Raw genomic sequence first — 25,468 nt, 5'->3', positions numbered from 1 at the left:
CCGGAGGAGCCATGGTTTGCGCCCCGTTTTCGCGCTTGGCGCGTTTCTTGTTCCTGGCCGTGCTGCCCACGTTGGCCGGCCTTAGCGGGCTTGCCGGGCTATGCCCGCCGATGGCCGGGGCCGCCGGAGAGACCGTCCTGACCATCCCGGGCACGGGCGACAGCCAGGACCTGCTGCGTCTTTTGGCCGAGCGCTTCAGGCGCGACAATCCCGACATCACGGTGGAGGTTCCCGACTCCGTGGGCACCACCGCCGGCCTGCGGCTGGTTATCGGCGGCAAGGCCGAACTGGCCCGCACGGCCCGGCCGCTGCGTGACGACGAAATCGCGGCGGGCCTCACCCAAATCGTTTTCGCCGCCCCCCCCGTGGTCTTCGCCGTCCATCCCTCGGTGACCGGCGTCAAGGACGTCACGAACGCCCAGGCCCAGGCGATCTTTGCCGGCCACGTCAAGAACTGGTCGGCACTGGGCGGCCCGGACTTGCCCGTGGCCCGGGTCTGCCGCGAAACCCCGGAAACCTCCCGGGAACTGATAAATGCCGCCATCCCCGGTTTCGAGGCCAACGGCTGCCGCGACCAGGCCGTGGCCTACACCACACCCGAGGCCGTGGCCCTGGTGGCCGGACATCCCGGAGCCATCGGCTATTTTTCCCTGGCGGCCATGACCGCCACCAACCTCGTGCCCTTGGCCCTGGACGGCGTCGCCCCGACCCTGGAAAACGTCGGCCGGGGCAGCTACCGACTCGTCATCCCCTTTGGCCTGGCCTACAAACCGCCGCTGTCCCCGGCCGCTGCCCGGTTTCTCCAATTCCTGTCCGGCCCCGACGCCCTGTCCCTCATGGCCCGCCTGGGCTGCCTGCCCAGCCCCGTCAAGCCCGCCGCGCCCTGATGATCCGCTCCATCAAGACACAGGTGCTCATGGGCCAGTTGGCCCTGGTGGCGCTTTTGACCTTGTTCCTTGGTGGCGGCATGTTTCATCTGGCCACGTCGATTTTGGAACGGGAAGAACAAGAAAAGATGCGCCTTGTGGCCGCCGGACTGGCCCGGGAAACGGCCTTGGCCATCACCCAGGGGGAAAACCGGCTGCGCTTGCTGGCCGGAGCCCGCGAGCTTGACCGCTTCGCCGCCGTGCGCGATTATCACATCCTGCAGGCGCTTTTCGGCCAGCACCGTTTTGCCTTTGCCACCATCGCCTTCATCAATGCCCACGGCGTACAGGAATATGCCGCCACCCGCACGGGCTTTACCGACGCGCTGTCGCCGGCCGGCGACACGGCCCTGGCGGCCGACGCCATGGCCGCTCCCGGCACGGTAGTCACGGCCCTGCGACTGTCCGCCGACGGCCGGGATGCCTGGCTGGCCCTTGCCCAAGCCCGCCTTGATGCGTTTGGCGTTCCCCTTGGCGTCTTCCTGGTCACGCTTCCCCTGTCCGAACTCACCGCCCCGCTCCGATCCTTGCACCTGGAACATGGCGGCGTGGCCGGACTGGCCCACGACGGCGGCCTGCTTCTGCCGTCCGATGGCGAGGACGGCGCACTGAGCCGGACACCCCTGCCCGAGACCGTGGCCAAGCTGCTGGTTCTGGGCGGGGAGCGGGCCGCAACCGGCGACTTCGCCGGGCAGCCGAACATCCTCGGCACGGCCTCGGTGGGGCTGCATGGACTGTCGGTGGTGGTGGCCGCACCCCTGCACCGGATAGTGGACGAAACGACGACCGAACTGGGCCTGTGGACCGCCGCCGTGGCGGCCGCGTCGGCGTTCCTGGCCTTTCTGGCCTCGTATTGGTGGACGCGCGGCCTGACCCGGCCCCTGGCCCGGCTGGGGCAGGCCGCGCGGGCCATTGCCCACGGCAACCTGTCGGTGCGCGCCCCGGTGGCCGGCCCGGCCGAAACCCGAGAACTGGCTGTAGCCTTTAACGCCATGGCCGAGGGGTTGATCGCTTCCCGGGAAGGCCTGGCCCAGGCCAAGCAGTCCCTGGAACGCATCCTGTCCCACGTCAACGAGGCCCTGTGGGTCATTGACCGGGAAGGCCGCGTGCGCCTGTGCAACCGGGCCGGCAGCGACATGCTCGGCTACGCCCCGGAGGAACTCGTCGGCCGGCCGGCCACCAGTCTTTTCCCCCCTGGCGACCCCTTGGGCACCTTCCTGACCACGGCCCCGGTGACGGAGCTGCTGGCCTCCGGCGGCATGACGGGCCTGGAAAAAACCCTGTGCGGCAAGGACGGCCGCACGCTTTCGGTGCTGGTGTCCCTGGCGCTCTTGCGCGGCCAGGAGGCCGGCGAGGAAGGCGTGGTCTGCCTGGCCATGGACGTCACCGAGCGCAAGCGGGCCGATGATCTGACCCGGGCCCGCAAGGCCGCCGAGGCCGTCAGCCGGGCCAAGACCGAATTTTTAGCCGTGCTGTCCCACGAGCTGCGGACCCCGCTGAACATCATGCTCGGGATGCTCGAACACGCCCAGGGCTGCGAACTGCCCGCCCCGACCCAGGCTGGGCTGGTCCAGGCCGTCAAGTCCGGCCAGACCATGCTTGAGGTCATCGCCGCCATGCTCGACTACGCCAGCCTGGAAGCCAACCGGGTGGTGCTGCGCCGCCAGCCGTTTTCTCCGGGGCTGGTCGCCATGGAGGTGGCCGGGCGGTTCACCGACGTGGCCAAGGCCAAGGGCGTCACCCTGGCGGTCGACATCTCGCCCGACCTGCCGGCGACGCTTATCGGCGACGCGGCGCGCCTCACCCAGGCCCTGGCCAATCTCATGAGCAATGCCGTGCGCTTCACCATGGGCGGCGAGGCCCGGCTGTTTTTGGGCGGCCGGCTGACGTCCGGGCCGGACGGCGAGCGTTGGGGGCTTTTGGCCATGGTCTCGGACACGGGCATGGGCGTGACCGACGCCAAGCTGGAGTATATTTTCGAACCGTTTACCCAGGAGGATGCCTCGGCCTCGCGCCGTTTCGGCGGCCTGGGACTGGGGCTGGCCATCGCCCGCCGGCTGGTCGGCCTCATGGGCGGCGGCATCTGCATGGACAGCCGCCCCGGCCAGGGCACCGACGTCTACCTGACCGTGCCGCTGGAGCTGGATGAATAGCCCGCCACGCAAAACGGCCCGTCCCGGTTCTCCCGGGGCGGGCCGTCGCATTTCATGAGCAGGGAGCCGGCTACTTCTTGCCCGAACTCAGGAACAGCTCCTTGGCCGTGCCCGGTTCGAACTGGTAACGGGCCGCTTTTTCCCAGAACGGCTTGCCGTTTTCCGTGCGCAACACCCAAAAATCGAAATCCCAGTCCTCGCGCCGGTCGCCGTGCTCATTGAGGGCCAGCCAGCCGGTGGCCCCGTACATGCGCTCGCAGGTCTGGACCAGCCCCTGCTTGAACCGGGCGAAATCCGACGTGCCGCCCACGGCCTGGGCCGTGAAAAAAGCCGCCCAGGCCGCGTCGTACGCGGCCACGCTCTCGGCGTCGGGGAAGGTGTCGGTCTTTTCCTGGATGCGCCGTTCGATGAGTCCGTAGACGTTGGCTCCGCCCTCGCCGTAGCGGGGACTGGCCAAACGCACCTTCATGGCCGCCGCCGCGCTCTCCGGGTCCTTGGCGATGGCGTCGAGCATGGCCGTGGCGCTGGAGCCGTACCAGCCCACGCTGACCAGCTCCGGCCGCTTGGCCGCCGCCTTGAGGATGGGCACGAGCTCCTCGCCGCCGGCGAAATAGATGGCCGCCTTGGCCGACGCGCCGGTCCGCTGGGCCTGGGCCAGCTGCTTGGCCAGATCGTCGAGGATGGGCGCGAAATCCTTGCGGTCGGCCGCATAGCGCGATCCGGGCAGGGCCGCGCCGCCAAGCTGCTTGAAGCGCGCCTTGACGTGCACCACCATGTCGTCGCCAAACCGGTCGGCCCGCCACAAGGGAACCACCGCCGTCACGCCTTCCTGGCGCATCAGCCCGGTGACCGCCTCGGCCTGATAGGTGTCCGAGGGCGAAAGGCGAAACAGGTTGTCGCCTTTTTTGGAGAGAAACGGGCCGGAGCTGCCCTGGCTTATGAGCACGATGTTGTTTTTGTCGGCGAATTCCAGGCAGGCCTCGGCCTCGTCGTCGGAATAGGGGCCAAGGACCGCCCGCACCCCGCGCCCGGCCAGGGACTTGAGCTTTTCCAGCGCCTGCTCCGGGCTGCCGCCGGTGTTCTCGATCAGAAACGTCGCTGTCCCGCCCTGGCCCGAAGCGGCCAGATAGGCGTTGATGTCGGCCTGGGCCAACTCCAGGGCGACCTTGGACGTCTTGCCGAATTCGGCCAGGGGGCCGGTAATCGGCAGCAGCACGCCAAAGGTCAACGGCCCGGCCTTCTGGGCCAGGGCCGCCGGAACCAGGGCGGCCGTCAGCCAAAACGCCGCCGCGACGGCCAGTCCCAGGCTTCGCATCGTCTTCCACAACCCCGCTTCACGACGGTCCATATCGGCTCCTTGGGCCCGGTCCGTGCCGGGCGACGTGTGCAGCATATACGAACCGGGACATACCCGCAAAGCGACCAAAAAGAAACCGCGCCCAGTGCCTCTTTCCAAGGCTCCCGCCTTGGCATATACCAACGCTGGACGCGGACGCCGCAACCCTTCGGTCGCCGTCCACCATGGGTGCCGTTTATGATCGACCCTGCCGACGACGACCTTGCCCCCGTACCGCCACGCCCGGCCGACGCGGCCCCGGCCCCGGACGGGGAAGACCTTTCCGACGCCGACATGGCCCGGCTCATCCTGGAAGCCAGCCCGGCCTACCTGATCCGCTACGCCGTCAAGGACGGCCGGCCCGGGCCGGTCGCCTACGTGTCCTCCAACATCGACCGGTTCGGCTTTTCCCGCGAGGAGTTGCTCTCGGGCCGACGCTCGCCCTGGGATCTCATCCATCCCGATGACCGGGACCGGGTCGAGGCGGCCCTGCTTGAGGCGGCCGACGCAGGGCGCGACGCCTTTGCCCTGGACTACCGCCAGCGCCCCCCCGACGGCCGTGTGCGCCACGTCACCGACCGCATCCAGCTACGCCGCGACGCCGCCGGCCGGGTCGTCGCCATCCAGGCTCTGGTCCTGGACGTCACCGAAAGCGTGCTGGCCCGCCGCGACCTGGAAATGGTCCTGGACAGCGCCCCCATCCCCATCGTCAAGGTGCGCCTGGGCGACGACGGTGACCGCCGCCTCGAATACCAAAATCCCGCCGCCGAACGGCTGTTCGGCAAGGACGCCACGGGCCTGTCCTGCAAGAATTCGCTGTGCAACAAGGAAACCTGCCCGGTCCTGGCCGACGAGTCCGGCCTGGTGCGCGAGCGCGAATGCCTCGTCAACACCCTGGCCGGCCAGCGCGTCATGTACAAGACCGCCCGCCGCCTGCCCGGCTCGCCGTCCATCATCGAGGCCATGATCGACGTCACCGAGCTCATGCGCACCCGGCAGCGCCTCACCCGGGCCATGGAGGCCGCCGAGGCCGCCAACCGCGCCAAGTCGCAGTTTTTGGCCACCATGAGCCATGAGATCCGCACCCCCATGAACGGCATCATGGGCATGATCGAACTGGCCATGGCCACCGAACTCACCCCCGAGCAGCGCGACTACCTCGACCTGGCCCGCCAGTCCGCCGTGCATCTGCTGGAAATCATCAACGACATCCTCGATTTCTCCCGCATCGAGGCCGGGCGCATGGAGCTTGCCCGCTCCCGGTTCTCCCTGGGCCAGGCCCTTGGCGTGTGCCTGCGCCTTTTTGAGGCCCCGGCCGCGCGCAGCGGCAACCGCTTGTCCCTGGACATCGCCCCGGACGTGCCGGGCGAGCTGCTAGGCGATCCCGGCCGCCTGGCCCAGATCGTGGCCAATCTCGTGTCCAACGGCCTCAAATTCACCAAAAACGGCTTCGTGCGCGTGGCCGTGGGCCTCGACCCGGACGCTCCCCGCAAGCCCGGCGCGCTGTCCCTGCGTTTCGACGTCTCCGACGACGGCATCGGCATCCCGACCGACAAGCAGGCCCGCATCTTCGAGTATTTCACCCAGCTCGACGCCAGCCTCAACCGGGGGGCCGGCGGCACGGGCCTGGGGCTGTCCATCAGCAAAAGCCTCGTGACCCTCATGGGCGGCCGCATCTGGGTCGCTTCCGACCCCGGCCGGGGAAGCACCTTTTCCTTCACCGCCGGCTTCGACCTGCCCGAGGCCCCGCTCCAGGCCGCCCCTTCGCCCCCGGCCACGGCCAGGCCAGGCGGACCGGTCACCCCCCTTCGCCTGCTGTTGGTCGAGGACAACAACATCAATCAGATCGTGGCCAAGCGGCTCCTGGAACGCCGGGGGCACATGGTCACCGCCGTGGACAACGGCCGCCAGGCCCTGGCCGTCCTGGCCCAAACCCCCTTCGACTGCGTGCTCCTGGACGTGGAAATGCCTGAACTCGACGGTCCCGACACCCTGGCCCTGCTGCGCGACCCGGCCCGCTTCGGACCGGCCGCCGCCACCCCGGCCGTGGCGCTCACCGCCCATGCCGTCAAAGGCTACCGCGAACGGATGCTCCAAGCCGGTTTCGACGACTACGTGGCCAAACCCATCGACATGCACGAACTCGACGCCGCTTTGGCCCGCGTCGCCGCCAGGCGCGGCAAGAATGAAAAGATGCCTCCGGCGGCCGGGGGGATGATCCCCCCGGACCCCCCAACGGGGTAAAGGAAAACAGCATGCGCGTACTCATCGTGGAAGACGACCTGGACGCCGCCGCCTATCTGGTCAAGGGACTCAAGGAATCAGGCTATGTGGTGGACCATGTGGCCGACGGCCGCGAGGCCCTCTACCGCGTGGCCGCCGAAACCTACGACGCCTGCGTGGTCGACCGGATGCTCCCCGGCGTCGACGGTCTGACCATCGTCAAGACCATGCGCTCGGCCGGCAACGCCGCCCCGGTGCTCATCCTCTCGGCCCTGGGCGACGTGGACGACCGGGTCAAGGGCCTCAAAGCCGGCGGCGACGACTATCTGGTCAAGCCCTACGCCTTTGCCGAACTCCTGGCCCGGCTGGAGGCCCTGCTGCGCCGGGGCCGCTCCGATGCCCCGGACACCATGCTCAAGGTGGCCGATCTGGAAATGGATCTGGTCGGCCGCACCGTGCGCCGGGCCGGCCGGCCCATCGAACTCAAGCCCAAGGAATTCGCCCTGCTGGAATACCTCATGCGCCACGCCGGCCATGTGGTCACCCGCACCATGCTGCTGGAAAACGTCTGGGACTATTCCTTCGATCCCCAGACCAACGTCATCGACGTCCATGTGAGCCGGCTGCGCCAGAAAATCGACAAGGGCCACGACAAGCCGCTTCTCTCCACCATCCGCGGCGCCGGGTACAGCCTGCGTGATAGCCACTAAGATCCTGCGTTCCTCCACCCTGCGCCTGTCCATCCTGCACATGGCCGCCTTCGGCCTGTCGGTGCTGGTGCTGTTGTGGTTCATCTATTCGTCCACGGCCGGCTTCATGGAACGCCAGACCGACGAGACCATCAACGCCGAGATCCAGGGGCTGGCCGAACAGTACAGCCAGCTCGGGCTGACCGGGCTTATCCGCGTCATCAAGTCCCGCGTGGCCAAGGACAAGGCCGGATCGAGCGTCTATCTCCTCACCGACTGGAAGTTCAATCCCCTGGCCGGCAACCTGCCCGACTGGCCCAAGTTCAAGGACACCGGCTCGGGCTGGTTCGACGCCACCCTGGAGGACACCGAGAACTTCGAACCGCGCCGGGTGCGCATGCGCTACTTCCTGCTGCCCGGCAACTTCCATCTGGTGGTCGGCCGCGACGTGTCCGAGCGGGTCAAGGTCGAGCGGCTCATCGTCGACGCGCTCATCTGGGGGATGCTCCTCACCGTCGTTCTCGGCGGAGCCGGCGGCGTGTTGACCAGCCGCTGGATGCTCAAGCGCATCGACGTCATCACCAAGGCCAGCCGGGAGATCATGAACGGCGACCTGACCCGCCGCATCCCCACCCGGGGGGCCGGCGACGAATTCGACCGCCTGGCCGAGAACTTAAACGCCATGCTCGACCAGATCGGCCGCCTCATGGACGGCGTCAAGCAAGTCTCCAACAACATCGCCCACGACCTGCGCGGCCCCTTAAACCGCATCCGCTCGGGGCTGGAGATCACCCTAACCCGCCCCCTGGAACCCGAGACCTGCCGCCAGGCCCTGGAACGGGCCATCACCGAGATCGACGGACTGCTGCAGACCTTCAACGCGCTTTTGACCATCGCCCAGGCCGAATCCGGGGCCCGCCGCCAGGATTTCACCGACATCGACCTGACGAGCCTGGCCGCCGACGCCGCCGAACTCTACGAACCCGTGGCCGAAGAGGCCGGCCTGCTCCTGGAAGTGGACCTCACCCCCCAGGTAACCGTGCCCGGCAACCGCCACCTGCTCTCCCAGGCCCTGGCCAACCTCCTGGACAACGCCGTCAAATATACCCCGGACGGCGGCCGGGTGACCCTGTCGCTCACGACCGGCCCGGCCGGCCCGGAACTCACCGTGGCCGACACCGGCCCGGGCATCCCCCCCGAACACCGCGAATTCGTCCTGGAGCGCTTCACCCGCCTGGAATCGAGCCGCAACACCCCGGGCAGCGGCCTGGGCCTGTCCCTGGTCGCCGCCGCCGCCGGCCTGCATCAGGCCGAGCTGCGCCTGGGCGACAACAGCCCCGGCCTGCGCGTCACCCTGGCCTTCCCGGCCGGGCGGACCAAAAGTTAAATTATCGTTCATCCTGCGGCCATTCCCACTTCACGTCCCCCTCCTATACAGTAGCCATCGAACGAGGCGGAAACGCCCGGACGAGACACCCAAGACAAAACCCTCAGCCTTGTTTCGCCATACCGGATGGCCCCTCCCATCCTCAGGCGGTCCCAAGGACGCTCTCCCCCTCCTTGAACGAAGCCCCCGCTCCCCGGCGGGGGCTTCCTTTTTGGGGCGGGGCGAAAAACGAATTCTAAGCTGGAATTCATGGAGCAGCCATGGCCGTTTCATGGGCGGGGATTATCTCTCTCATCAACGGCAGACGGCCACCCCCTCCGGCCCCTGCACTTGCCGCCAAACACACGGCCCCCGGGGCGGTCCCCTCCCGCAGCCGGAAGCCTGTTCTCCCCCTCCTCGACAGCGAAACCCCCGCTCCCCGGCGGGGGTTTCCTTTTGTCCAACCCGTCGCCGAATTCATCTCCCCTCCATGCCGTTTTCATGCTCCGGTCTTATCTTCGTCTTGACGGCCCAGGCCACCCCTCAGGCCCGGACGTCAACGCCGCCCCGGCAGGCAACCGGCAAACGGCGTGACCGTACATGCTCTCCTCCCTCCTTGAAAGGCCCCCGCTTCCCCGGCGGGGGCCGCCTTTTTAGAAATGCCAGGATCTCTTGTTCCCGGCCGCGCGTTGCCATGTCCTGGCCTTTCCCGTAGTGTTCCAGCCAGATTTACCCTTCTCCAACCTGCGACATCCCGCGTGCGGAGGCCTTTCGTGGCTGTACAACCTTCCGGTTCCGGCGGCGCGTTTGGCGTCTTGCGCCGTTTCTCCCTCTCCTGGCGCTTTGTCCTGCTGCTGGCGCTGTTCGCCCTGTTCACGGCCGGCATGATTCTCACGTTCTCCCGCGAGCTGCAGCGTCTTGAAGACCACACTGTCTCCGCCGCCCAGGCCATCATGCTGCAAGGCGAACGGCAAAAGCTGGCCGTTGCGTCCAACGGCATGGCCCAGGCCATTGCCGCAATCATCAAGGATGTGCCGGATAAGGATAAGCGCTACGACATCATCCGCAACATGGTCGATGCCTTCCGCTTCGAGGACGACAAATCCGGCTACTTCTTCGTCTACCAAGGCACGGTCAACATCGCCCTGCCCCCGGCCAAACAGAACCAGGGCAAGGATCTGGGCGACCTGAAAGACAAAAACAACGTGTATTTTGTTCGCGAACTCGCCAAGGCGGCCGCCGCCGGCGGCTTTGTGGAATACGTCTTCCCCAAGCCCGGGGCCGGCGACCAGCCCAAGCTCGCCTACGCCGTCGCCATCCCCGGCACCGACCTCTGGCTCGGCACGGGCGTGTACATCGACAACGTCGAGCGCACCAAGGCCGCCATCAAGGCCGACAACGCCGCCCGCATCCGCGACGCCCTGACCGCCATCGCCGTGGCCTGTGGTCTGGGGCTGGCCATCCTCATCGGCCTGTGCCTCGTCATCATGGCCTCCGTCACCGGCCCCATCCGCCAGACCACCCAGGCCGCCATGCAGTGCGCCGCCGGCGACCTGTCCGTACGCCTGGACGCCGTCGGCAACGACGAGGCCGCCCGGATGCAGGCCGCCCTCAACGCCATGGTGGCCACCCTGCGCGACAACATGGCCGCCATCGAAACCAAGACCAAGGAAGCCGAGGAAAAGGCCCGGGCCGCCGAGGCCGCCACCCGGCTGGCCGAGGACGCCACCCGCAAGGCCGAACAAGCCCGGGCCGAAGGCCTGGCCCACGCTGCCGCCCGCCTGGGCGGCGTGGTGTCCGTCGTCGATTCCACCTCGGCCGAGTTGGCCACCCGCATCGCCGAATCCAGCCAGGGAGCCGAAGACCAGTCCCGGCGCATGGCCGAAACCGCCACGGCCATGGAAGAAATGAACGCCACCGTCCTGGAGGTCGCCAGAAACGCCTCATCCGCTTCGCAGACCGCCGAGACGGCCCGCTCCAAGGCCGTGGACGGCTCGGGCGTGGTGAAAGAAGTGGTGGCCGCCATCGGCGCCGTGGAGCGCCAGGCCCAAAGCCTCAAGGCGGATATGGGGGCGCTGGGCAAGCAGGCTCAGGACATCGGGGCCATCATGAACGTCATCTCCGACATCGCCGATCAGACCAACCTCTTGGCGCTCAATGCCGCCATCGAGGCCGCCCGGGCCGGCGACGCCGGACGCGGCTTCGCCGTGGTGGCCGACGAGGTGCGCAAGCTCGCCGAAAAGACCATGACCGCCACCAAGGAAGTCGGCGACGCCATCCGCGGCATCCAGGACGGCGCCCGGCGCAACGTCGGCAACGTGGACGCCGCCGCCGGAGCCGTGGAAAAGGCCACCTCCCTGGCCGCCGCCGCCGGCGAGGCGCTTTCCAGCATCGTCACCCTGGTGGAAAACGCCTCCGACCAGGTGCGCTCCATCGCCACGGCGGCCGAACAACAATCCGCCACCAGCGAGGAAATCAACCGCTCGGTGGAAGCCGTCAGCGCCACGGCCGAAGCCAGCTCCCGCACCCTGGCCGACGCCTCCCGGGCCGTGGCCGAACTGGCCGGCCAAACCCAGGAGCTGGCCGCGCTCATGGAAGAACTCGAACGCGAAGGCCGCGCCGCCCCCCGGGCCCTGACGTAACAGGGCAGGGCGCTGCCCGGATCCGCACGGGCGCTGCCCGTGACCCGCCGGGGGGCTAATCCCCCCGGACCCCCTGGCCGTCTGTGACGGGCGGGGGAGCCACTAGCGGGTGGGTCAGGCGCGGATGCGTGGGATAAACGGAGCGGGGCAAGCGCGGTTGACGCCTTGCGCCGCCGCAAAAAAACGGGGCCGTTGGCGCTTCCGGCCAAAGCCGGGAGCGCCAACGGCCCCAAAGTTATCCTGCCCGGGTCGCTCGGGAAAAAGCTAGGATTGGATCTGTTCGCCGGTCAGGCCGAAACGGCGTGTGCGATTGCAGTAGTCGGCCAGGATGGCGTCAAGACAGGCCGGGGTGAAGTCCGGCCACAGCGTCTCGGGGAAGGCAAATTCGCTGTAGGCCGACTGCCACAGCAGATAGCCGGACAAACGCATCTCGCCGCTGGTGCGGATGATGAGGTCCGGGTCGGGCTGGCCGACGGTGTAGAGCTCGGCGGCCAGGGCTTCCTCGGTGACGGCCTCGGCAGCCAGTCCCTTGGCCAAAAGCCTGCGGCAGGCCCGCAAAATCTCCTCGCGGCCGGAATAGTTGAGGGCCAGATTGAGCGTCATGGCCTCGCAGTGGGCCGTCTTGGCGATGACCCGTGACAGCACCGTGCGCGCGGCCAGGGGCAACTCGTCCAGCTCGCCAAGTACCTTAAAGCGGATGGACTGGGCCAAAAGCGTGTCCAGTTCCTTGGTCAGGAAACGCACCAGCAGGTCGAAGAGGAATTTGACCTCGTCGGCCGGCCGGCCCCAGTTCTCCTTGGAGAAGGTATAGAGCGTCAGGTGTCCGATGCCGAGTTCCCGGCAGCGCGTGACGATGCCCCGGGCCGACTCCACGCCGGCCCGGTGTCCCTCGCTGCGCGGCAGCCCGCGCATGGTGGCCCAGCGGCCGTTGCCGTCCATGATGACGGCCACATGCCGGGGCAGCGGAAGCTTCTGGACGTCCAGGGCTAGATCTCCATGATTTCCTTTTCCTTCTTGGAAAAGGCCTCATCGGTTTTGACGATGTAGTTGTCGGTGAGCTTTTGCACGTCGTCCTGGCCCTTGCGCTGATCGTCTTCGCTGATGGCCTTGTCGTTCTTCTTTTTCTTGAGCAGCTCGTTGGCGTCGCGACGCACGTTGCGCATGGCCACCTTGGCTTCCTCGACGTACTTCTTGGCCACCTTGACCAGATCCTTGCGGCGGTCTTCGGTCAGCGGCGGAATGGAAATGCGGATGATCTTGCCGTCGTTGACCGGCGTCAGGCCCAGGCCCGACTTGAGGATGGCCTTCTCGATGTCGGCGAAAGCCTTGCGGTCCCAGGGCTGGATGGTGATGGTGCGGCTGTCGGGGGTGGCCACCGAGGCCAGCTGGTCGAGCTGGGTCGCGGTGCCGTAATAGTCCACGCGCACGCCGTCGAGGAGCGAAGTCGTGGCCCGTCCGGTACGCAGACGGGAAAACTCCTTGTCCAGGGCGGCCAGCGCCTTTTTCATCCGATCTTCAGCGTCCTTGAGCACGGTCTGCATGTTATTGGCCTCCTTTGACGACGGTGCCGACAGGTTCGCCGGCCAGCACCCGGCTCAGATTTCCAGCGGTAAACATATTAAAGACCACGATGGGCATGTTGTTGTCCATGGCCAGGCTGATGGCCGTGGTGTCCATGACCCGCAGCCGCTTTTCCAGCACGTCCATGTAGGTCAACTCGTCGAATTTCACGGCGTCGGCGTGTTTGGCCGGGTCCTTGTCGTACACGCCGTCGACCTTGGTGCCCTTGAGGATGGCCTCGCTTTTGAGTTCCATGGCCCGCAGCGCCGCGGCCGTGTCCGTGGTGAAATACGGATTGCCCGTGCCGGCGGCGCAGATCACCACCCGGCCCTTGTCCAGGTGGTGCAGGGCGCGGCGGCGGATGTAGGGCTCGCAGACCTCGCGCATGGTGATGGCCGACATGACGCGGGTGGACAATCCCTGCTTCTCCAGGCCCTCCTGCACGGCCAGGGCGTTTAACACCGTGGCCAGCATCCCCATGTAGTCGGCCGAGGACCGATCCATGCCCGCGGCCTGCTCCGAGACGCCGCGAAAAATGTTGCCGCCGCCGATGACCAGGGAGATCCTGGCCCCCTTTTCGGTTGCCGACACGATCTCCCGGCAAAAATTCGTGATGGTCTGGTTGTCGATGCCAAACGGCCGGCCGCCAGCCAACGCCTCGCCGCTGATCTTAAGCAAAACCTGGGAAAACCGCAATTTCGACATGGGACGTCTCCTGAAGGGGAAGGGTGTCGGTCCATGGCCGGCCAGGTCCGGAAGCGCGACGACGCGGACGATCCCCCGCCTGGCGCTCCGGTCGGCCGTAGGCCGCCTCCGGGCCGTCCGCCCCCTCCCGAACAGACGACAACCGTTGGCGGCGTGTCCGATGGGGCAAGGCGGCGTCCGCCCGGCAGGGCGGTTGCGCCATCTTGCCCGCATCGGGCCGCGATGCAAGCGAAACCCTGGCGGGTTCGCTCTGCGACTCAAAAAAAACGGGCCTTGCGGCCCGTTTGATCAGCGGTGCGTGGCCGCCTAGGCGTCCTCGCCCAGGGCCATGCGGCTAAAGCGCCCGATCTGGACGTTCTCGCCGATGACGCCGACGAGTTCGTTCATCAGGTCCTTGATGGTGACCTTGTCGTCTTTGATAAACGGCTGTTCCAACAGGCAGATTTCCTTGTAGAGCTTCTTGACCCGCCCGTCGACGATCTTCTCGGCGATGGCTTCGGGCTTGCCCTCTTCCATGGCCTGGTTTTTAAAGATCTCGCGTTCCTTGGCCAGCAGGTCCGCCGGCACTTCCTCGGGAGTCACGCACACCGGGTTGGCCGCGGCGATCTGCATGGCCACGTTTTTCGCGAACTCCAAAAAGCGCTCGGAGCGGGCGACAAAGTCGGTCTCGCACTTGATCTCGACCATGACGCCGAGCTTGCCGTTGGAGTGGATGTAGGAGCCAACCACCCCTTCCGAGGTGGCGCGGCCGGCGCGCTTCTGGGCCTTGGACAGCCCCTTCTCGCGCAGCCAGGCAACAGCCTTTTCTTCATCGCCGTTGCACTCGCCAAGAGCCTTCTTGCAATCCATCATGCCCGCGCCGGTTTTGTCGCGCAGGGCCTTCACGCTGGCAGCGGAAATAGCCGACATAGGGGAATCCTCCTACTCGCCGGTGGTTTCGGTAGCGGTTTCGGCTTCATCGACCGGGGCGGCTTCGGGCTTTTCGTCCTTGTCCGCGACCGGCTCGTCGTCCTTGTTCTGGGCAGCGCCTTCCATGCAGGCTTCGGCGATGCTGGCGGCAAAAAGCTTGATGGCCCGGATGGCGTCGTCGTTGCCCGGGATCACGTAGTCGATGACGTCGGGATCGCAGTTGGTGTCCACCACGGCCACGATGGGGATGCCGAGCTTGCGGCATTCCTGCACGGCGATCTCTTCGCGCTTGGGGTCGATGATGAACGCGGCCTGGGGCAGGCGATCCATGTGCTTGATGCCGCCCAGGTTATCGTTGAGCTTGCCCACTTCGCGGCCCATCATGACGATTTCCTTTTTGGGGAAGCGCTTGATGGAGCCGTCCTCGAACATGCGTTCGAGGGTCTTCATGCGGTCGATGCTCTTTTTGATGGTCTGGAAGTTGGTGAGCATGCCGCCCATCCAACGGTTGGTGACGGAAAACTGGCCGACGCGCTCGGCTTCCTTTTTCACCGACTCCTGGGCCTGGCGCTTGGTGCCCACAAAGATGACCCGGCCGCCGCCGGCGACGACGTTGGAAATGAAGTCGTGGGCCTTCTGGTACAGCTTGACGGTCTGCTGCAGGTCGATGATGTGGATGCCGTTTCTGGCCCCGAAGATGAACGGGCGCATCTTGGGATTCCAGCGACGGGTCTGGTGTCCGAAGTGGACGCCAGTCTCAAGCAGCTGCTTCATGGTAACGTAAGGCATGGGAACTCCTTGGGTTTTCCCTCCGCCCCGGAATTTGGGCCGGACCATCCGGCACCCAGGATTGGCTCGCGGGGCGTGCGTGTTTGGAGAACTGCGGCTTGTAGTCCGCTTTTCTCGAAAAGGCAAGCGCCCGGACGGACCGGACGCGAATTTCCTACTGCAGGGGCGCGGCCTCGCCTTCGGCCCGCACCGGATTGATGAGCACCCCCACCCCGTCAATCTCCACCCGGGCCTCGTCGCCCGGGGCCAGCGGACACGGCCGGGCCGGCGAACCGGCCAGGATCACGTCGCCGGGCAGAAGGGTCATCACCGAGGAGACGAAGCTCACCAGCTCGAAAGGCCCCACGGCCATGTCGGCGCAGGACCCCGTCTGCACGGTCTGGCCGTTTATCAGCAGGCGCAGGGTCAGGCTCGCCGGATCGCCGAGCTCGGTCTCGATCCAGGGCCCGATGGGAGCGAAGGTGTCGTAGCCCTTGGCCCGGCCCAGGGTTTCGTCGCGCTCGCGCAGGTCCACGGCCGTGACGTCGTTGGCGCAGCTGAGGCCAAAAAGATGCTTGGGCACGTCGGCCGGGGCCACGTTGCGGCAGGCCCGGCCCATGACCAGGGCCAGTTCGCATTCGGCCTCGACCCGGGCCGAGGCGCGCGGCAGCACGATGGCCTGGCCCGAACCGATGACGGCCGAGGGCGGCTTTAAAAAAAGCATGGGCCCATCGGACGGATCGCGGCCCATCTCGCGCAGCCGGTCGCGGAAGTTGCCGGCGGCGCAGATCACCTTCGAAGGCGTCACCGGGGCCAGCACCGCCACCTCGGCCAGGGGGATGGGCGCGTCCAGGCCAAGGGTCTTGTCCAGGCAGCGCACGGCGTTTTGCTCCATGAGCAGCTGGGCATAAAAGGCGGCGTCGCCATGGCGCACCCGCAAGACCTTCATGAACGGTTCTCCCGCGTCACAGGGTGATGACCAGGGGCACGACCACCGGGTCGCGTTCCAGGATCTTGCGGAAAAACCGCCGCAAGGCGGAGCGGATGCGCTCCTTGAGCAGATCGGACTGGCCGGGCGGCACGTTTTCGTAGATGTCCAGGACAATGCATTTGGCGTCTTCCAGCACATGGCTGTAGTGCTGCTCGAAAACGAACCCCTTGGACAGGATGTTGGGGCCGAAAGTCAGCTCGCCGGATTTCTCGTCCACCACCAGCACCACGATGACCAGCCCTTCGCCGGCCAAGAGCTGGCGTTCCTTGAGCACGGTGACGCCCACATCGCCCACGCCCTTGCCATCGACATAGATGTGCTCCACCGGGATGGCGTCCTCCAGACGGATGAGGCCCTCGGCGAAGGTCACGGGCTGGCCGTCTTCGATGACCAAGGCCCGTTCCGGGGCCACGCCGCAGGACACGGCGATGCGGGCGTGCTTGACCAGATGGCGGTATTCGCCGTGGATGGGGATGAAAAACTTGGGCGAAACGGTCTTGAGCATGAGCCGCAGCTCGTCGGCATGGGCATGGCCCGAGGCGTGGATGGCCTGGACCCGCTCGTAGAGCACCTCGGCCCCGAGCTTGTAGAGGCGGTTAATGAGCCGGGTGATGGCCCGGATGTTGCCCGGGATGAAGCGCGAGGACAAAATGACGGTGTCGCCCTTTTGGATCTTCACCTGCCGGTGTTCGCCGTAGGCCAGGCGGGACAGCGCCGAGAGCGGCTCGCCCTGGGAGCCGGTGACCAGCAGCACCACCTGTTCGTCGGGCAGACTGGCCAGTTCCTCAAGGCTCGCCTCGGTTCCGGGAGGGACTCGCAGGTGTTTCAGCTCCCGGGCGATCTCGATGTTGGTGAAAAGGCTCTTGCCCGAGACCGCCACCTTGCGGCCGGTGGCGTGGGCCAGATCGTAGATCTCCTGCATCCGCTGGATGTGGCTGGAAAAAAGCGTCACCACGATGCGGCCGGAACAGGTGGCGAAAATATCGCCCAGGGCAGCCTTGATCTCGCGCTCGGTCAGCGCGAAGCCCTCGCGCTCGGCGTTGGTGGAGTCGGACAGCAGCAGCATGGCCCCGTCCCCGGCAAACCGCTTGATGGCGTCGAGGTCGGTGGCGTGGCCGTCCAGGGGATTGCGGTCGATCTTGAAATCCCCGGTGTGGACGATGCGCCCGGCCGGGGTTTCGATGCCCAGGGCAAAGCCGTGGACGATGGAGTGGCACACCGGGAAAAAGGTGACCTTGAAGTCGCCAAGGGTCACGGTGTCGCCGGCCGAAACCGGCAGGCAGGTGGTGAATTCCTTAAGCCCATGCTCTTCGAGCTTCTTGCCGGCCAGGGCCAGGGTGAAGCTTGAGGCGTAAAGCGGCGCGTCGCAGCTGCGCATAAGCCACGGCAGGGCGCCGATGTGGTCCTCGTGGCCGTGGGTCAGCACGATGCCTTTGAGTTTGTCGCGGTTTTGCAAAATGAAATCGAAACGCGGAATAACCACGTCGATGCCGAAAAGGGAATCGTCGGGAAACATGAGCCCGCAGTCCACGACGATCATGGAATCGCCGGAAACCAGGGCCATGCAGTTGAGCCCGATTTCGCCGAGGCCGCCCAAGGGATAGAGGGTCACGGCGGGGGAGCCTGTCATGCGCGCATCTCCTGATAGGCCGCGTCCATGCGGTCCCAGAGGTCGTTTTTGAAATTTTCTCGTTCCTTGAGCGTATACAGGGCGGCGGCGTCAAAGGGCGGCAAGGCCCGCACCCGCACCACGCCCGGGGTCAACCGGCGGCCGTGCTTGGGCAGCACCCCCCCGGACCCCACGAGCACCAGCGGGGCCACCTGAGCCTGGCACTTGAGCGCCACGATCATGCCGCCGGTCTTGAATTCCTGAAGCTTCGAATAATCCATGGACCGGGTGCCTTCGGGAAAGACCAACAGGCCGATGCCCCGGGAAACGAGGTCCACGGCTTCCTGGATGGATTCCATGGCCTTGCGCCGGTTGCCCCGGTCGATGGCCACGTGGCCCATGCGGCGCATGGCCGGGCCGAAGACCGGAATTTTGAACAGGCTTTCCTTGGCCAGAAAGCGGAAATTCCAGCCGGGCAGCGCTGCGAACAGGATCGGGATGTCCATGTGGCTTTGGTGGTTGGCCATGAAAATATAGGTCTGGCCGGGATCAAGGGCCGACAGATCGACTTCGAGCCGGACGCCGGACGTCCAGACGAGGCACCTGGCCCACAGGCACTCCACGGCATGGGACAGCCGCCCGTCGCGGCCAAGGCGCGCGGTCAGCCAGCACAGGCTGGAGAAAAAAAACGTCAGCGGCACAACCGCCAATTTGAACAGCACAGCTCGCATAGTCGCATCCGTTTGCCAAGGGAAAAGGGCCGCCCCATGACGGGGCTGGCCGGGCCGCCTGTCATCCTAGTGCCCAGCGCCGAAAAAATCCAGCCTTGCGGTGCGCCCTCCGGGTATTGCCGGCCGGCCTTGCGTCGCCAACGCTTTTTTGGCATCACATGAAGCGGATTGCCTGCTTAGGCAGACCGATTGCAAGGGGGCGCCATGAAAATTCTCATCGTGGACGACGATCCGCTCTCCCAGCTCACCCTGAGGGCCACCCTGGCCCCGTTCGGCGAGTGCGTCTGCGCCGGCAACGGCCGCGAGGGCGTGGATCTTTTCACCCTGGCCTTGAACGACGGCAAGCCGTTTGGCGTCGTCTTCATGGACATCCAGATGCCGGTCATGGACGGCCACGCCGCCCTGGCCGCCATCCGCGAACTGGAACGCGCCCGCGCCGTGGCCCCGGGCCAGGAAGCCAAGGTTGTGATGATCACCTGTCATGACGACGTCAAAAATGTGGCCACTTCGTTTTTCCGGGGCAACGCCACCTGCTATTTCACCAAGCCCCTGCATCTGGCGGCCATGCTGGAAACGCTCAAAAAGGAATCCGTCCTATAAACCTGGCGGCGTGACGCGATCTTCCCAAAAAAGATTTTACTTCGCCGCCCGGAGGGGATACCTCCTGGCTATGCCTCCACATTGCGCCGTGCCGCCGGCCGTCCAGTCGGCTTGGAGCCGTCGCCCCAAGGAGAGAATATGTCGCTGAAAAAAAAGCCGCTCAAAAGCAAACCCGTGTGCAAGGTCACCTTCGCCTTGACCAAGGAACAGGCCAAAAACGCCTCCGGCGTCCATCTTGTCGGCGAATTCAACGACTGGGACGTGGCCGCCGCGCCCATGCGCCGCCAGAAGGACGGCTCGTTTTCCGCCACCCTCGATTTGCCCGCCGGCCGCGAATACCAGTTCCGTTATCTGATTGACGGGGAAGTCTGGATCAGCGACCCCGAGGCCGACAAGTACGCCTTCAGCCCCTTTGGCGACTGCGAAAATTCCGTGGTCGTGGTCTAGGCCGCGTCCCCTGGAAAATACGGCCGCCGGTTTCCGGGAAAGCCGCATGCTCGCGGCCAGGCAGCGCCAAGCGCCCGCTGTGGCGTAAGGACCTGACGGGCCTGTGGCGGGGAGAGCCGGAACCGAGGCCTTGGGGCCGCCAGGAACGGCGCCGGTGACACGAACCGGGGCCGGACACGGGCCGGGTGGATTTCCGACACAGGACGGCAACCGGCCAGGCCAGCCACGGCGGCCGGACGCCCAAACGGGCCAAACCGCTCAAACGTCTCGCCAAGGCCCGCCGGGCGCGGGACAAACCTCCCCCAGCCATGGCCGCCCGGATACGCAACGTCTGTCTCATCCACTCCTCCCTGGACTCGGCCTTTGCCGGGCTGGGCATCGCCGCAACCACTCTCGACCCGCCGGCCGGCGTCGTCAGCCTGCCGCAGCTCCTGGCCGGACTGCCCGAGCCGCCGGACTGCGTCATCCACCAGGAGCATCTGGGGAAACGGGTCATCCTGACCGATGTCGAGGCCGCCCCATGCCCGACCCTTTTTTGGGCCCGCGATCCGCACCTCAATGGCTTCTGGCAACGCCATTACGCCCGGCTTTTTGACGCCGTCGCCTCCACCCAGCCCCAGCAGGCCGTCCCCTTGGCCGAAGCCGGCTGGCCGCGCACGGCCTGGATCACCTGGCACGGCACAATTCGGCCCTTTGTGCCCTTTGCCGACCGCCGCCACGCCCTGGCCTTCGTGGGCCGCATCACCCCACACCGCCGCCGCCGGGCCTGGTTCGCCGAACACCTCGCCGCCGCCGGGCTTGTCCCCTGTCAGGACGCCCACGGCCCGGCCCTGGCCGCCGTCTACGACGACGCCCGGGCCTGCCCCAACGAGTGCATCGCCGGCGAGGTCAACCAGCGCCTGTTCGAAGCCGCCTCCAGCGGCTGCCTGCCGGTGACCGAACGCCAGCCGCCCGGCGTGGAGAGGCTGTTCGTCCCGGGGCGCGAGGCGCTTTACTACGACGACGTGCTGGAACTCGACGAGCAGATACGCTTCCTGGCCCGCCATCCCGAAGCAGCCGAGGCCATGGGCCGGGCCGCCCACGCCGCCGTGGCCGACCGCCACCTGCCCCGCCACCGGGCCCAGGCTCTGCTGGCGCTGGCCGAGGCGGCCGCCGCCTCGCCGGGCAGGCCGGCCACCGGTCCCCAGACCCGGGAGGCCCTGGCCCTGACCCTTTTCGCCCTGTGGCGGGCGGGGCATCTGCCCCTTGGCGCGCCGGAAATCTGGGAACGCCTGTCCGCCGCCCCGCCCACGCCCGCCGTGGCCGCCGCCCTGCTCCACACCGCCGCCGGGTTGGGCAGCCGGGATCTCTACGCCCACCTGGCCGGAGCCTGTCTGGCCCGGCCGGATCTGCGGGCAAACCCCCATGTGGCCGCCGTGGCCTGCCTGGCCGGCTACCGGCTTGGCGACCCCGAGGCCGCCCGCCGGGCCTACGCCGCCTTTGTGGGCGCGACCGGCAAGGCCCGGGCCGCCCGGCTGGACGACCCCTTCGACGCCCTGGTCTTTTTCGCCGCCGCCCTGGAAGGTGCCGTCCGCCACGCCGCCCCGGGCACGACCTTTGACCCCAAGCAGCTTGTGCCGGACAACGCCGCCGAATGCCTGATCGCAGCCAAGCTGCTGCGCCCCGAGGCCCTGGAGCCCGACCGCCGGCTGGCCGCCATCCTGCGCCGCCATCCCGGCACCCAGGCCGACCGGGTGGGCTTGCTCTCCAATCTCTCCCTTCACCGCCCCGGCGATTGGTCCCTGGGCCTGGAACTGGCCCTGGCCAATCTGGCCGCGTTTCGCCGCGAGCCAGGCGTCGAGGAAGCCCTGGTCGCCGCCCAGGCAGCCATGGCCCAAGGCCAGACGGCCCGGTTCGCCCGCCGGCTGGCCGCCGCCGATCCGGACGGACGCCTGGCCGCCGCCCTGGCTGAGCGGGGGATAGTCCTGCCCGCAAAAGAGACCGCGCCATGAGCTGTCCCCTGCGCGTGGTCCACTTCTCGGCCTCGCCCCTGGCCGGAATGCCCCTGCGGCTGGTTCGCGCCCAGGCCCGCCATGCCGGTCTGGACGCCCGGCTGATCGAACCTGTGGATTATGGCCTGTTCGGCCGCGACGTGGTTCTGGCCGACGACCCCGCCGCCGCCCTGGCCCTGGCCGAGACCGCCGACATCCTCCATCTGCACAATTACCTTGACCTGACCTCGACCACCTTTTCGCCCATCGACTTCGCCGCCCTGGCCAAACGTGGCGCGGCCGTGGTGCGGCAGTTCCACAGTACCCCGGCCCTGGTGGCCGGCACCATGGGCATTGCCGTCCAGGCGCTTTTGGCCGATCCCCTGCCCGCCCTGGTCATTGCCCAGTATCCCGAACGGCTCTACCCGCGCGCCCTTATCGTGCCCAACTTCGTGCCCGAGGACGAACCGGCCTATCAGCCGGCCGACGCGCCGCCGGCCGTGGACGTCTTTTTCAGCCACACCAAGGCGGTCGGGGCCTTCGAGGACCGCTGGAACACCAAGGCCGCCCCCGAGGTCCGGGCCTTGCTGGCCCGGCTGGCCCGGCAGCGCGGCGTCACGTCGGACCTGGTCACGGGCCTGCCCCTGGCCCAGGCCCTGGCCCGCAAACGCCGCGCACGCGTCGTCATCGACGATCTGGCCAGCGGCAGCTACCATCTGACGGGCCTGGAAGGGCTGGCCATGGCCAAGCCGGTCTTGTCCTTTCTCGACGGCCGCTGCCTGGAGCTTTTGGCCGCCTTTGCCGGCACGCCGCGCTGCCCCTTTTTAAACGTGCGTCTGGAAGAAGCCGGGCCGGTCATTGCCGGACTGCTGGACGATCCCGCCGCCGCCGAGGACCTGGGCCTGGCCGGCCGGGACTGGCTGATGCGCCATTTTTCCGCCAAGACCCGGGTGGAACACTATGTCGCGGCCTATGCGCGGCTGCTGGCCGATCCGGCTTCGGTGCGCCGCCAGCCGGAATTGTCCCTGGACGGGCCGGGCCGGCGTTTTGTCGCCGTCGCCCTGCCCGAAGCCGTCCAGGCCGGCCGCCGGGAGCGCCAGCTGGCGGCAACCGGCCACCCTTGGCCGCCCTTGGCCTCGGGCCGGGATTTTGCTCCCTGGCGGTATTCGAAAAAAAGTCATTTCGCGGCCTTCTCGCCGCCGCCGGAACTCGTTTTCCGCGATGCCGGCCTGGCCGATCTCAAATACTACCAGCACCAGCTCGCCTGGCAGGTGCTTTACGCCTCGTTGCCCGAGGGAGCGCGAGTGCTGGAGATCGGCGGCGGCGTCTCGCCCCTTGGCCAGGCCCTGGCCCGGCGCTTCGACTACACCAACCTCGATCCCCTGGCCGGGGCCGGCAATGGTCCGACCGCCGTGCCTGCCGACCATCCCGGCCGGCTGGTGCGGGCCGGACTGGGAGATTATTCCCCCCAATTGCCGGATGGCGCTTTCGACGCCGTGATCTCGGTCTCGGCCCTGGAACACGTGCCCGAGGCCCCGGACGCCTGGCGGGCCATGGCCGGGGATCTGGCCCGTCTGGGCAAGCCCGCAGGCTTTCACCTCCACCTCTTCGACGTGGTGGCCAAGCCGGGCGGCCACTGGACGAGCGGCTTTCTGCCCTACCTGCTGGCGCTTCTCGGGCGGCGCGACGAGCTGGCCGCCTTTGGCGACGCCCTGGCCGACCCGGATTGGCACTATCTTTCCCAGGCCGCCTACGAGCGCAACTGGCGGCCCATCACCGGCGTCCCCTTTGCCGCCTTCGGCCGGGCCTTTTCCTGGAACCTGTTCTTCACGGTCGAGGAACTGCCGCTCCAGCCCCCGGCGGCCGACGCCGCCGGCCACGCCCCGGCCGTCCAGGTCGCCCGCGACGCCGTAACCACCCTCGGGCTGCCGGAAATCCTCTCCCGCAGGCCGCTGCCGGCCATCGGGCTGGTCACGCCGTCCCTCAATCAGGCCCCGTTTCTGGAAGCGGCCCTGGACAGCGTGCTGTCGCAAAATTACCCCAACCTCGCCTACCTAGTCCTGGACGGCGGCAGCCGCGACGGGTCGCCGGCCCTCATCCGCCGCCAGGCCCGCCACCTGGCCGGCTGGCGCTCCCGACCCGACGCCGGCCACTATCCGGCCGTGGCCGAAGGCCTGGCCGGCAGCCACGCCGACATCCTGGGCTGGCTCAACGCCGACGACCTGCTCCATCCCCTGGCGCTTTTCAAGGTCGCCGACGCCTTCCTGTCCGACCCCGCCGCCCGCTGGATCACCGGCCGGCCCACCGCTTTCGACGCCGCGGGCAGACTCGACTGGGTGCGGCCCGACCTGCCCGAGTGGTCGCCGGACATCTTCTACGGCGGCGACTTCCGGGCCTTTATCCAGCAGGAGAGCACGTTTTTTTCGCGGGATTTGTGGCTTGCGGCCGGCGGCGGCTTCGATCCGGCCTTTCCCCTGGCCGGGGATTTCGAGCTGTGGCTGCGCTTTTTCGCCCGCGCCCCCCTGGTCGTCGTGGACAGGCTCCTTGGCGGCTACCGCCGCCACGGGGCCAATCGGGCCGTGATCGGTCACGAGCAATACCTGGGCGAGGCGCGGGCCGCCCTGGATAAGCACCGGGCCGCGCTTTGGCCCGACAAGGAAGGATGAGCGCCATGCGCATCGGCGCGTTGGTTCCGGCCCGCATGGGCTCCAAGCGGCTGCCCGGCAAGAACATCATCGAACTCGGCGGCGTGCCGCTGGTCTGCCGCACCCTGGACGTGCTGCTTTCTAGCGGCGTGTTCGCCGACGTCACGGTGTCCACGGAAAGCCCGGTCGTGGCCGAGATGGTGCGTTCGCGGTATCCGGCCGAGGCCGTTTCGGTGCTCATGCGCCCCGAGTCCCTGGCCGGGGACGATGCGCCCTTGCATCTGGTGGCCGAGCACTACGCCGAAAATCGGCCCGACCTCCAATGGCTTGGACTTTTCATGCCGACCTTCCCTTTTCGCACGGCCGACCGGCTGCGCGAAGCCGCCGCCGCCATCCACACCGGCCACGCCCTGCGCGTCCAGGCCGTGCGGCCCGAACAGCACTGGGACCGCGACTACTTCTACCCCGCGGCCAGCGGCTTTGCCCCGGTTTTTGCCGGCTTTCCCAATCTGCTGCGGTTTTCCTCCACAAGCTACATGCTCTGGCGGCGGGAAACCCCGAGATTTCAAGCCATGTACATGGGCTATCGCCTGGGCGAGCGGGAGTACCGCCTCGACGTCGGCCTGACCGAAACCCTGGACATCGACGACGCGGCCGATCTGGCCCTGGCTCGGCGCATCCTGGCCGGGGCGCGCTACGGCCTGACTCCGGCGACGACCACGGCGGTCGGGCCCTATTTCGTCCAAACCCCGGCCGGAGCCGACGTGGCCGCGTTTTTGCGCTGGCTGGGACCGGAGCTCCTGGCCGATCCGGCCAGTCCGCCGCTGCTTTTGCAAAAGCCCAGACCGCCGCTGTTCACGGCCCGACTGGTCAGCGATCTGCCGGAACTGCATTTTCTCAACCCCGAAGCCAAGGACCACACCTGGTCGCCGCGCTACATCCAAACGGCCAACACCGCTCACTGTCTGCCCATTTACCAACAAAGCCCGGTGTGGCGGATCATCCCGCGCGACGCCCCCCAGCATCAACCGCCCGAGCCGGTGGATCGAAGCAGTCTTGGCCAGCCGGCCGATGCCGCCGACCACCTTATCCCGGCTGCGCGCGTGCGTTTTGTCGCCGACATGGAAGGCGAGGCGTTTTATGAAGGGCCGTACCGGCTGGAGGATTGAAGGCGCAAGTCGCCTCGAATTCTAAACGC

General features: G+C 67.4%; 20 protein-coding genes. 11 read left to right on the top strand and 9 right to left on the bottom strand.

What is annotated here, in order from left to right:
- Window positions 1-11: 11 nt before the first annotated feature.
- Complete coding sequence (locus C3Y92_RS03775) at window positions 12-887, top strand: substrate-binding domain-containing protein (RefSeq protein WP_129349634.1); 876 nt, start codon at window positions 12-14, stop codon at window positions 885-887.
- On the top strand, window positions 887-3,079 hold the full coding sequence (locus C3Y92_RS03770; RefSeq protein WP_129349632.1) for an ATP-binding protein: 2,193 nt from the start codon (window positions 887-889) through the stop codon (window positions 3,077-3,079). The genes C3Y92_RS03775 and C3Y92_RS03770 overlap by 1 nt, the downstream gene beginning before the upstream one ends.
- Window positions 3,080-3,149: 70 nt before the next feature.
- Here C3Y92_RS03770 and C3Y92_RS03765 read toward each other — a convergent pair whose 3' ends face one another.
- Complete coding sequence (locus C3Y92_RS03765; RefSeq protein WP_129349630.1) at window positions 3,150-4,427, bottom strand: ABC transporter substrate-binding protein; 1,278 nt, start codon at window positions 4,425-4,427, stop codon at window positions 3,150-3,152.
- A gap of 186 nt (window positions 4,428-4,613) precedes the next feature.
- Between C3Y92_RS03765 and C3Y92_RS03760 the strand changes: the two genes are divergently transcribed.
- The 4 genes from C3Y92_RS03760 to C3Y92_RS03745 all read left to right on the top strand — a co-directional run bounded on the left by C3Y92_RS03760 (window position 4,614) and on the right by C3Y92_RS03745 (window position 11,335).
- Window positions 4,614-6,659 carry an ATP-binding protein gene (locus C3Y92_RS03760; RefSeq protein ID WP_129349628.1) on the top strand — a complete coding sequence of 682 codons (2,046 nt, stop codon included), beginning with the start codon at window positions 4,614-4,616 and terminating at the stop codon, window positions 6,657-6,659.
- 11 nt (window positions 6,660-6,670) lie between these two features.
- Window positions 6,671-7,348 (top strand): response regulator transcription factor, encoded by a 678-nt coding sequence (locus C3Y92_RS03755; RefSeq protein ID WP_015862416.1) that lies wholly within the window; start codon window positions 6,671-6,673, stop codon window positions 7,346-7,348.
- Window positions 7,335-8,714: a sensor histidine kinase gene (locus C3Y92_RS03750; protein ID WP_129349626.1), complete on the top strand. Its 1,380-nt coding sequence runs from the start codon at window positions 7,335-7,337 to the stop codon at window positions 8,712-8,714. The genes C3Y92_RS03755 and C3Y92_RS03750 overlap by 14 nt, the downstream gene beginning before the upstream one ends.
- Window positions 8,715-9,466: 752 nt before the next feature.
- On the top strand, window positions 9,467-11,335 hold the full coding sequence (locus C3Y92_RS03745; protein ID WP_235669606.1) for a methyl-accepting chemotaxis protein: 1,869 nt from the start codon (window positions 9,467-9,469) through the stop codon (window positions 11,333-11,335).
- Window positions 11,336-11,599: 264 nt separating this feature from the next.
- Here C3Y92_RS03745 and uppS read toward each other — a convergent pair whose 3' ends face one another.
- From uppS to C3Y92_RS03705, 8 genes are all read right to left on the bottom strand, one after another.
- A complete protein-coding gene (gene uppS / locus C3Y92_RS03740; RefSeq protein ID WP_235669605.1) occupies window positions 11,600-12,274 on the bottom strand; it encodes a polyprenyl diphosphate synthase in 675 nt (224 codons plus the stop codon).
- A gap of 47 nt (window positions 12,275-12,321) precedes the next feature.
- On the bottom strand, window positions 12,322-12,876 hold the full coding sequence (gene frr, locus C3Y92_RS03735) for a ribosome recycling factor (protein WP_015862423.1): 555 nt from the start codon (window positions 12,874-12,876) through the stop codon (window positions 12,322-12,324).
- Window position 12,877: 1 nt separating this feature from the next.
- Window positions 12,878-13,600: a UMP kinase gene (pyrH, locus tag C3Y92_RS03730; protein WP_006919013.1), complete on the bottom strand. Its 723-nt coding sequence runs from the start codon at window positions 13,598-13,600 to the stop codon at window positions 12,878-12,880.
- Window positions 13,601-13,906: 306 nt separating this feature from the next.
- Window positions 13,907-14,509, bottom strand: a complete 603-nt coding sequence (gene tsf / locus C3Y92_RS03725) for a translation elongation factor Ts (RefSeq protein ID WP_129349620.1) — start codon at window positions 14,507-14,509, stop codon at window positions 13,907-13,909.
- 12 nt (window positions 14,510-14,521) lie between these two features.
- Entirely contained in the window at window positions 14,522-15,298 is a 777-nt protein-coding gene (gene rpsB, locus C3Y92_RS03720; protein ID WP_129349618.1) for a 30S ribosomal protein S2, read from the bottom strand.
- 154 nt (window positions 15,299-15,452) lie between these two features.
- Window positions 15,453-16,226, bottom strand: a complete 774-nt coding sequence (locus C3Y92_RS03715) for a fumarylacetoacetate hydrolase family protein (protein ID WP_129349616.1) — start codon at window positions 16,224-16,226, stop codon at window positions 15,453-15,455.
- 16 nt (window positions 16,227-16,242) lie between these two features.
- Window positions 16,243-17,898 carry a ribonuclease J gene (locus C3Y92_RS03710; protein ID WP_129349614.1) on the bottom strand — a complete coding sequence of 552 codons (1,656 nt, stop codon included), beginning with the start codon at window positions 17,896-17,898 and terminating at the stop codon, window positions 16,243-16,245.
- Window positions 17,895-18,608: a lysophospholipid acyltransferase family protein gene (locus C3Y92_RS03705; RefSeq protein WP_129349612.1), complete on the bottom strand. Its 714-nt coding sequence runs from the start codon at window positions 18,606-18,608 to the stop codon at window positions 17,895-17,897. The genes C3Y92_RS03710 and C3Y92_RS03705 overlap by 4 nt, the downstream gene beginning before the upstream one ends.
- Before the next feature lie 204 nt (window positions 18,609-18,812).
- Here C3Y92_RS03705 and C3Y92_RS03700 point away from each other — a divergent pair, with 204 nt between their 5' ends.
- The 5 genes from C3Y92_RS03700 (at window position 18,813) to C3Y92_RS03680 (ending at window position 25,439) form a co-directional block, all read left to right on the top strand.
- Window positions 18,813-19,208 carry a response regulator gene (locus tag C3Y92_RS03700; protein WP_129349610.1) on the top strand — a complete coding sequence of 132 codons (396 nt, stop codon included), beginning with the start codon at window positions 18,813-18,815 and terminating at the stop codon, window positions 19,206-19,208.
- 138 nt (window positions 19,209-19,346) lie between these two features.
- A complete protein-coding gene (locus tag C3Y92_RS03695) occupies window positions 19,347-19,655 on the top strand; it encodes an isoamylase early set domain-containing protein (RefSeq protein ID WP_015862430.1) in 309 nt (102 codons plus the stop codon).
- Between the two features lie 185 nt (window positions 19,656-19,840).
- Window positions 19,841-21,646, top strand: coding sequence for a glycosyltransferase (locus C3Y92_RS03690; protein ID WP_129349608.1), 1,806 nt, complete (start codon window positions 19,841-19,843; stop codon window positions 21,644-21,646).
- Window positions 21,643-24,291: a glycosyltransferase gene (locus C3Y92_RS03685; protein WP_129349606.1), complete on the top strand. Its 2,649-nt coding sequence runs from the start codon at window positions 21,643-21,645 to the stop codon at window positions 24,289-24,291. Before C3Y92_RS03690 ends, C3Y92_RS03685 begins: the two co-directional genes overlap by 4 nt.
- Entirely contained in the window at window positions 24,288-25,439 is a 1,152-nt protein-coding gene (locus C3Y92_RS03680) for a cytidylyltransferase domain-containing protein (protein WP_235669604.1), read from the top strand. The genes C3Y92_RS03685 and C3Y92_RS03680 overlap by 4 nt, the downstream gene beginning before the upstream one ends.
- Window positions 25,440-25,468: the final 29 nt, after the last annotated feature.

It is taken from the genome of Solidesulfovibrio carbinolicus (assembly GCF_004135975.1).
In the GTDB taxonomy this organism is placed as follows: Bacteria; Desulfobacterota; Desulfovibrionia; order Desulfovibrionales; family Desulfovibrionaceae; genus Solidesulfovibrio; species Solidesulfovibrio carbinolicus.
The sequence above is the reverse complement of the archived record's forward strand: the minus strand, read 5'-3'. Positions and strand labels throughout refer to the sequence as shown.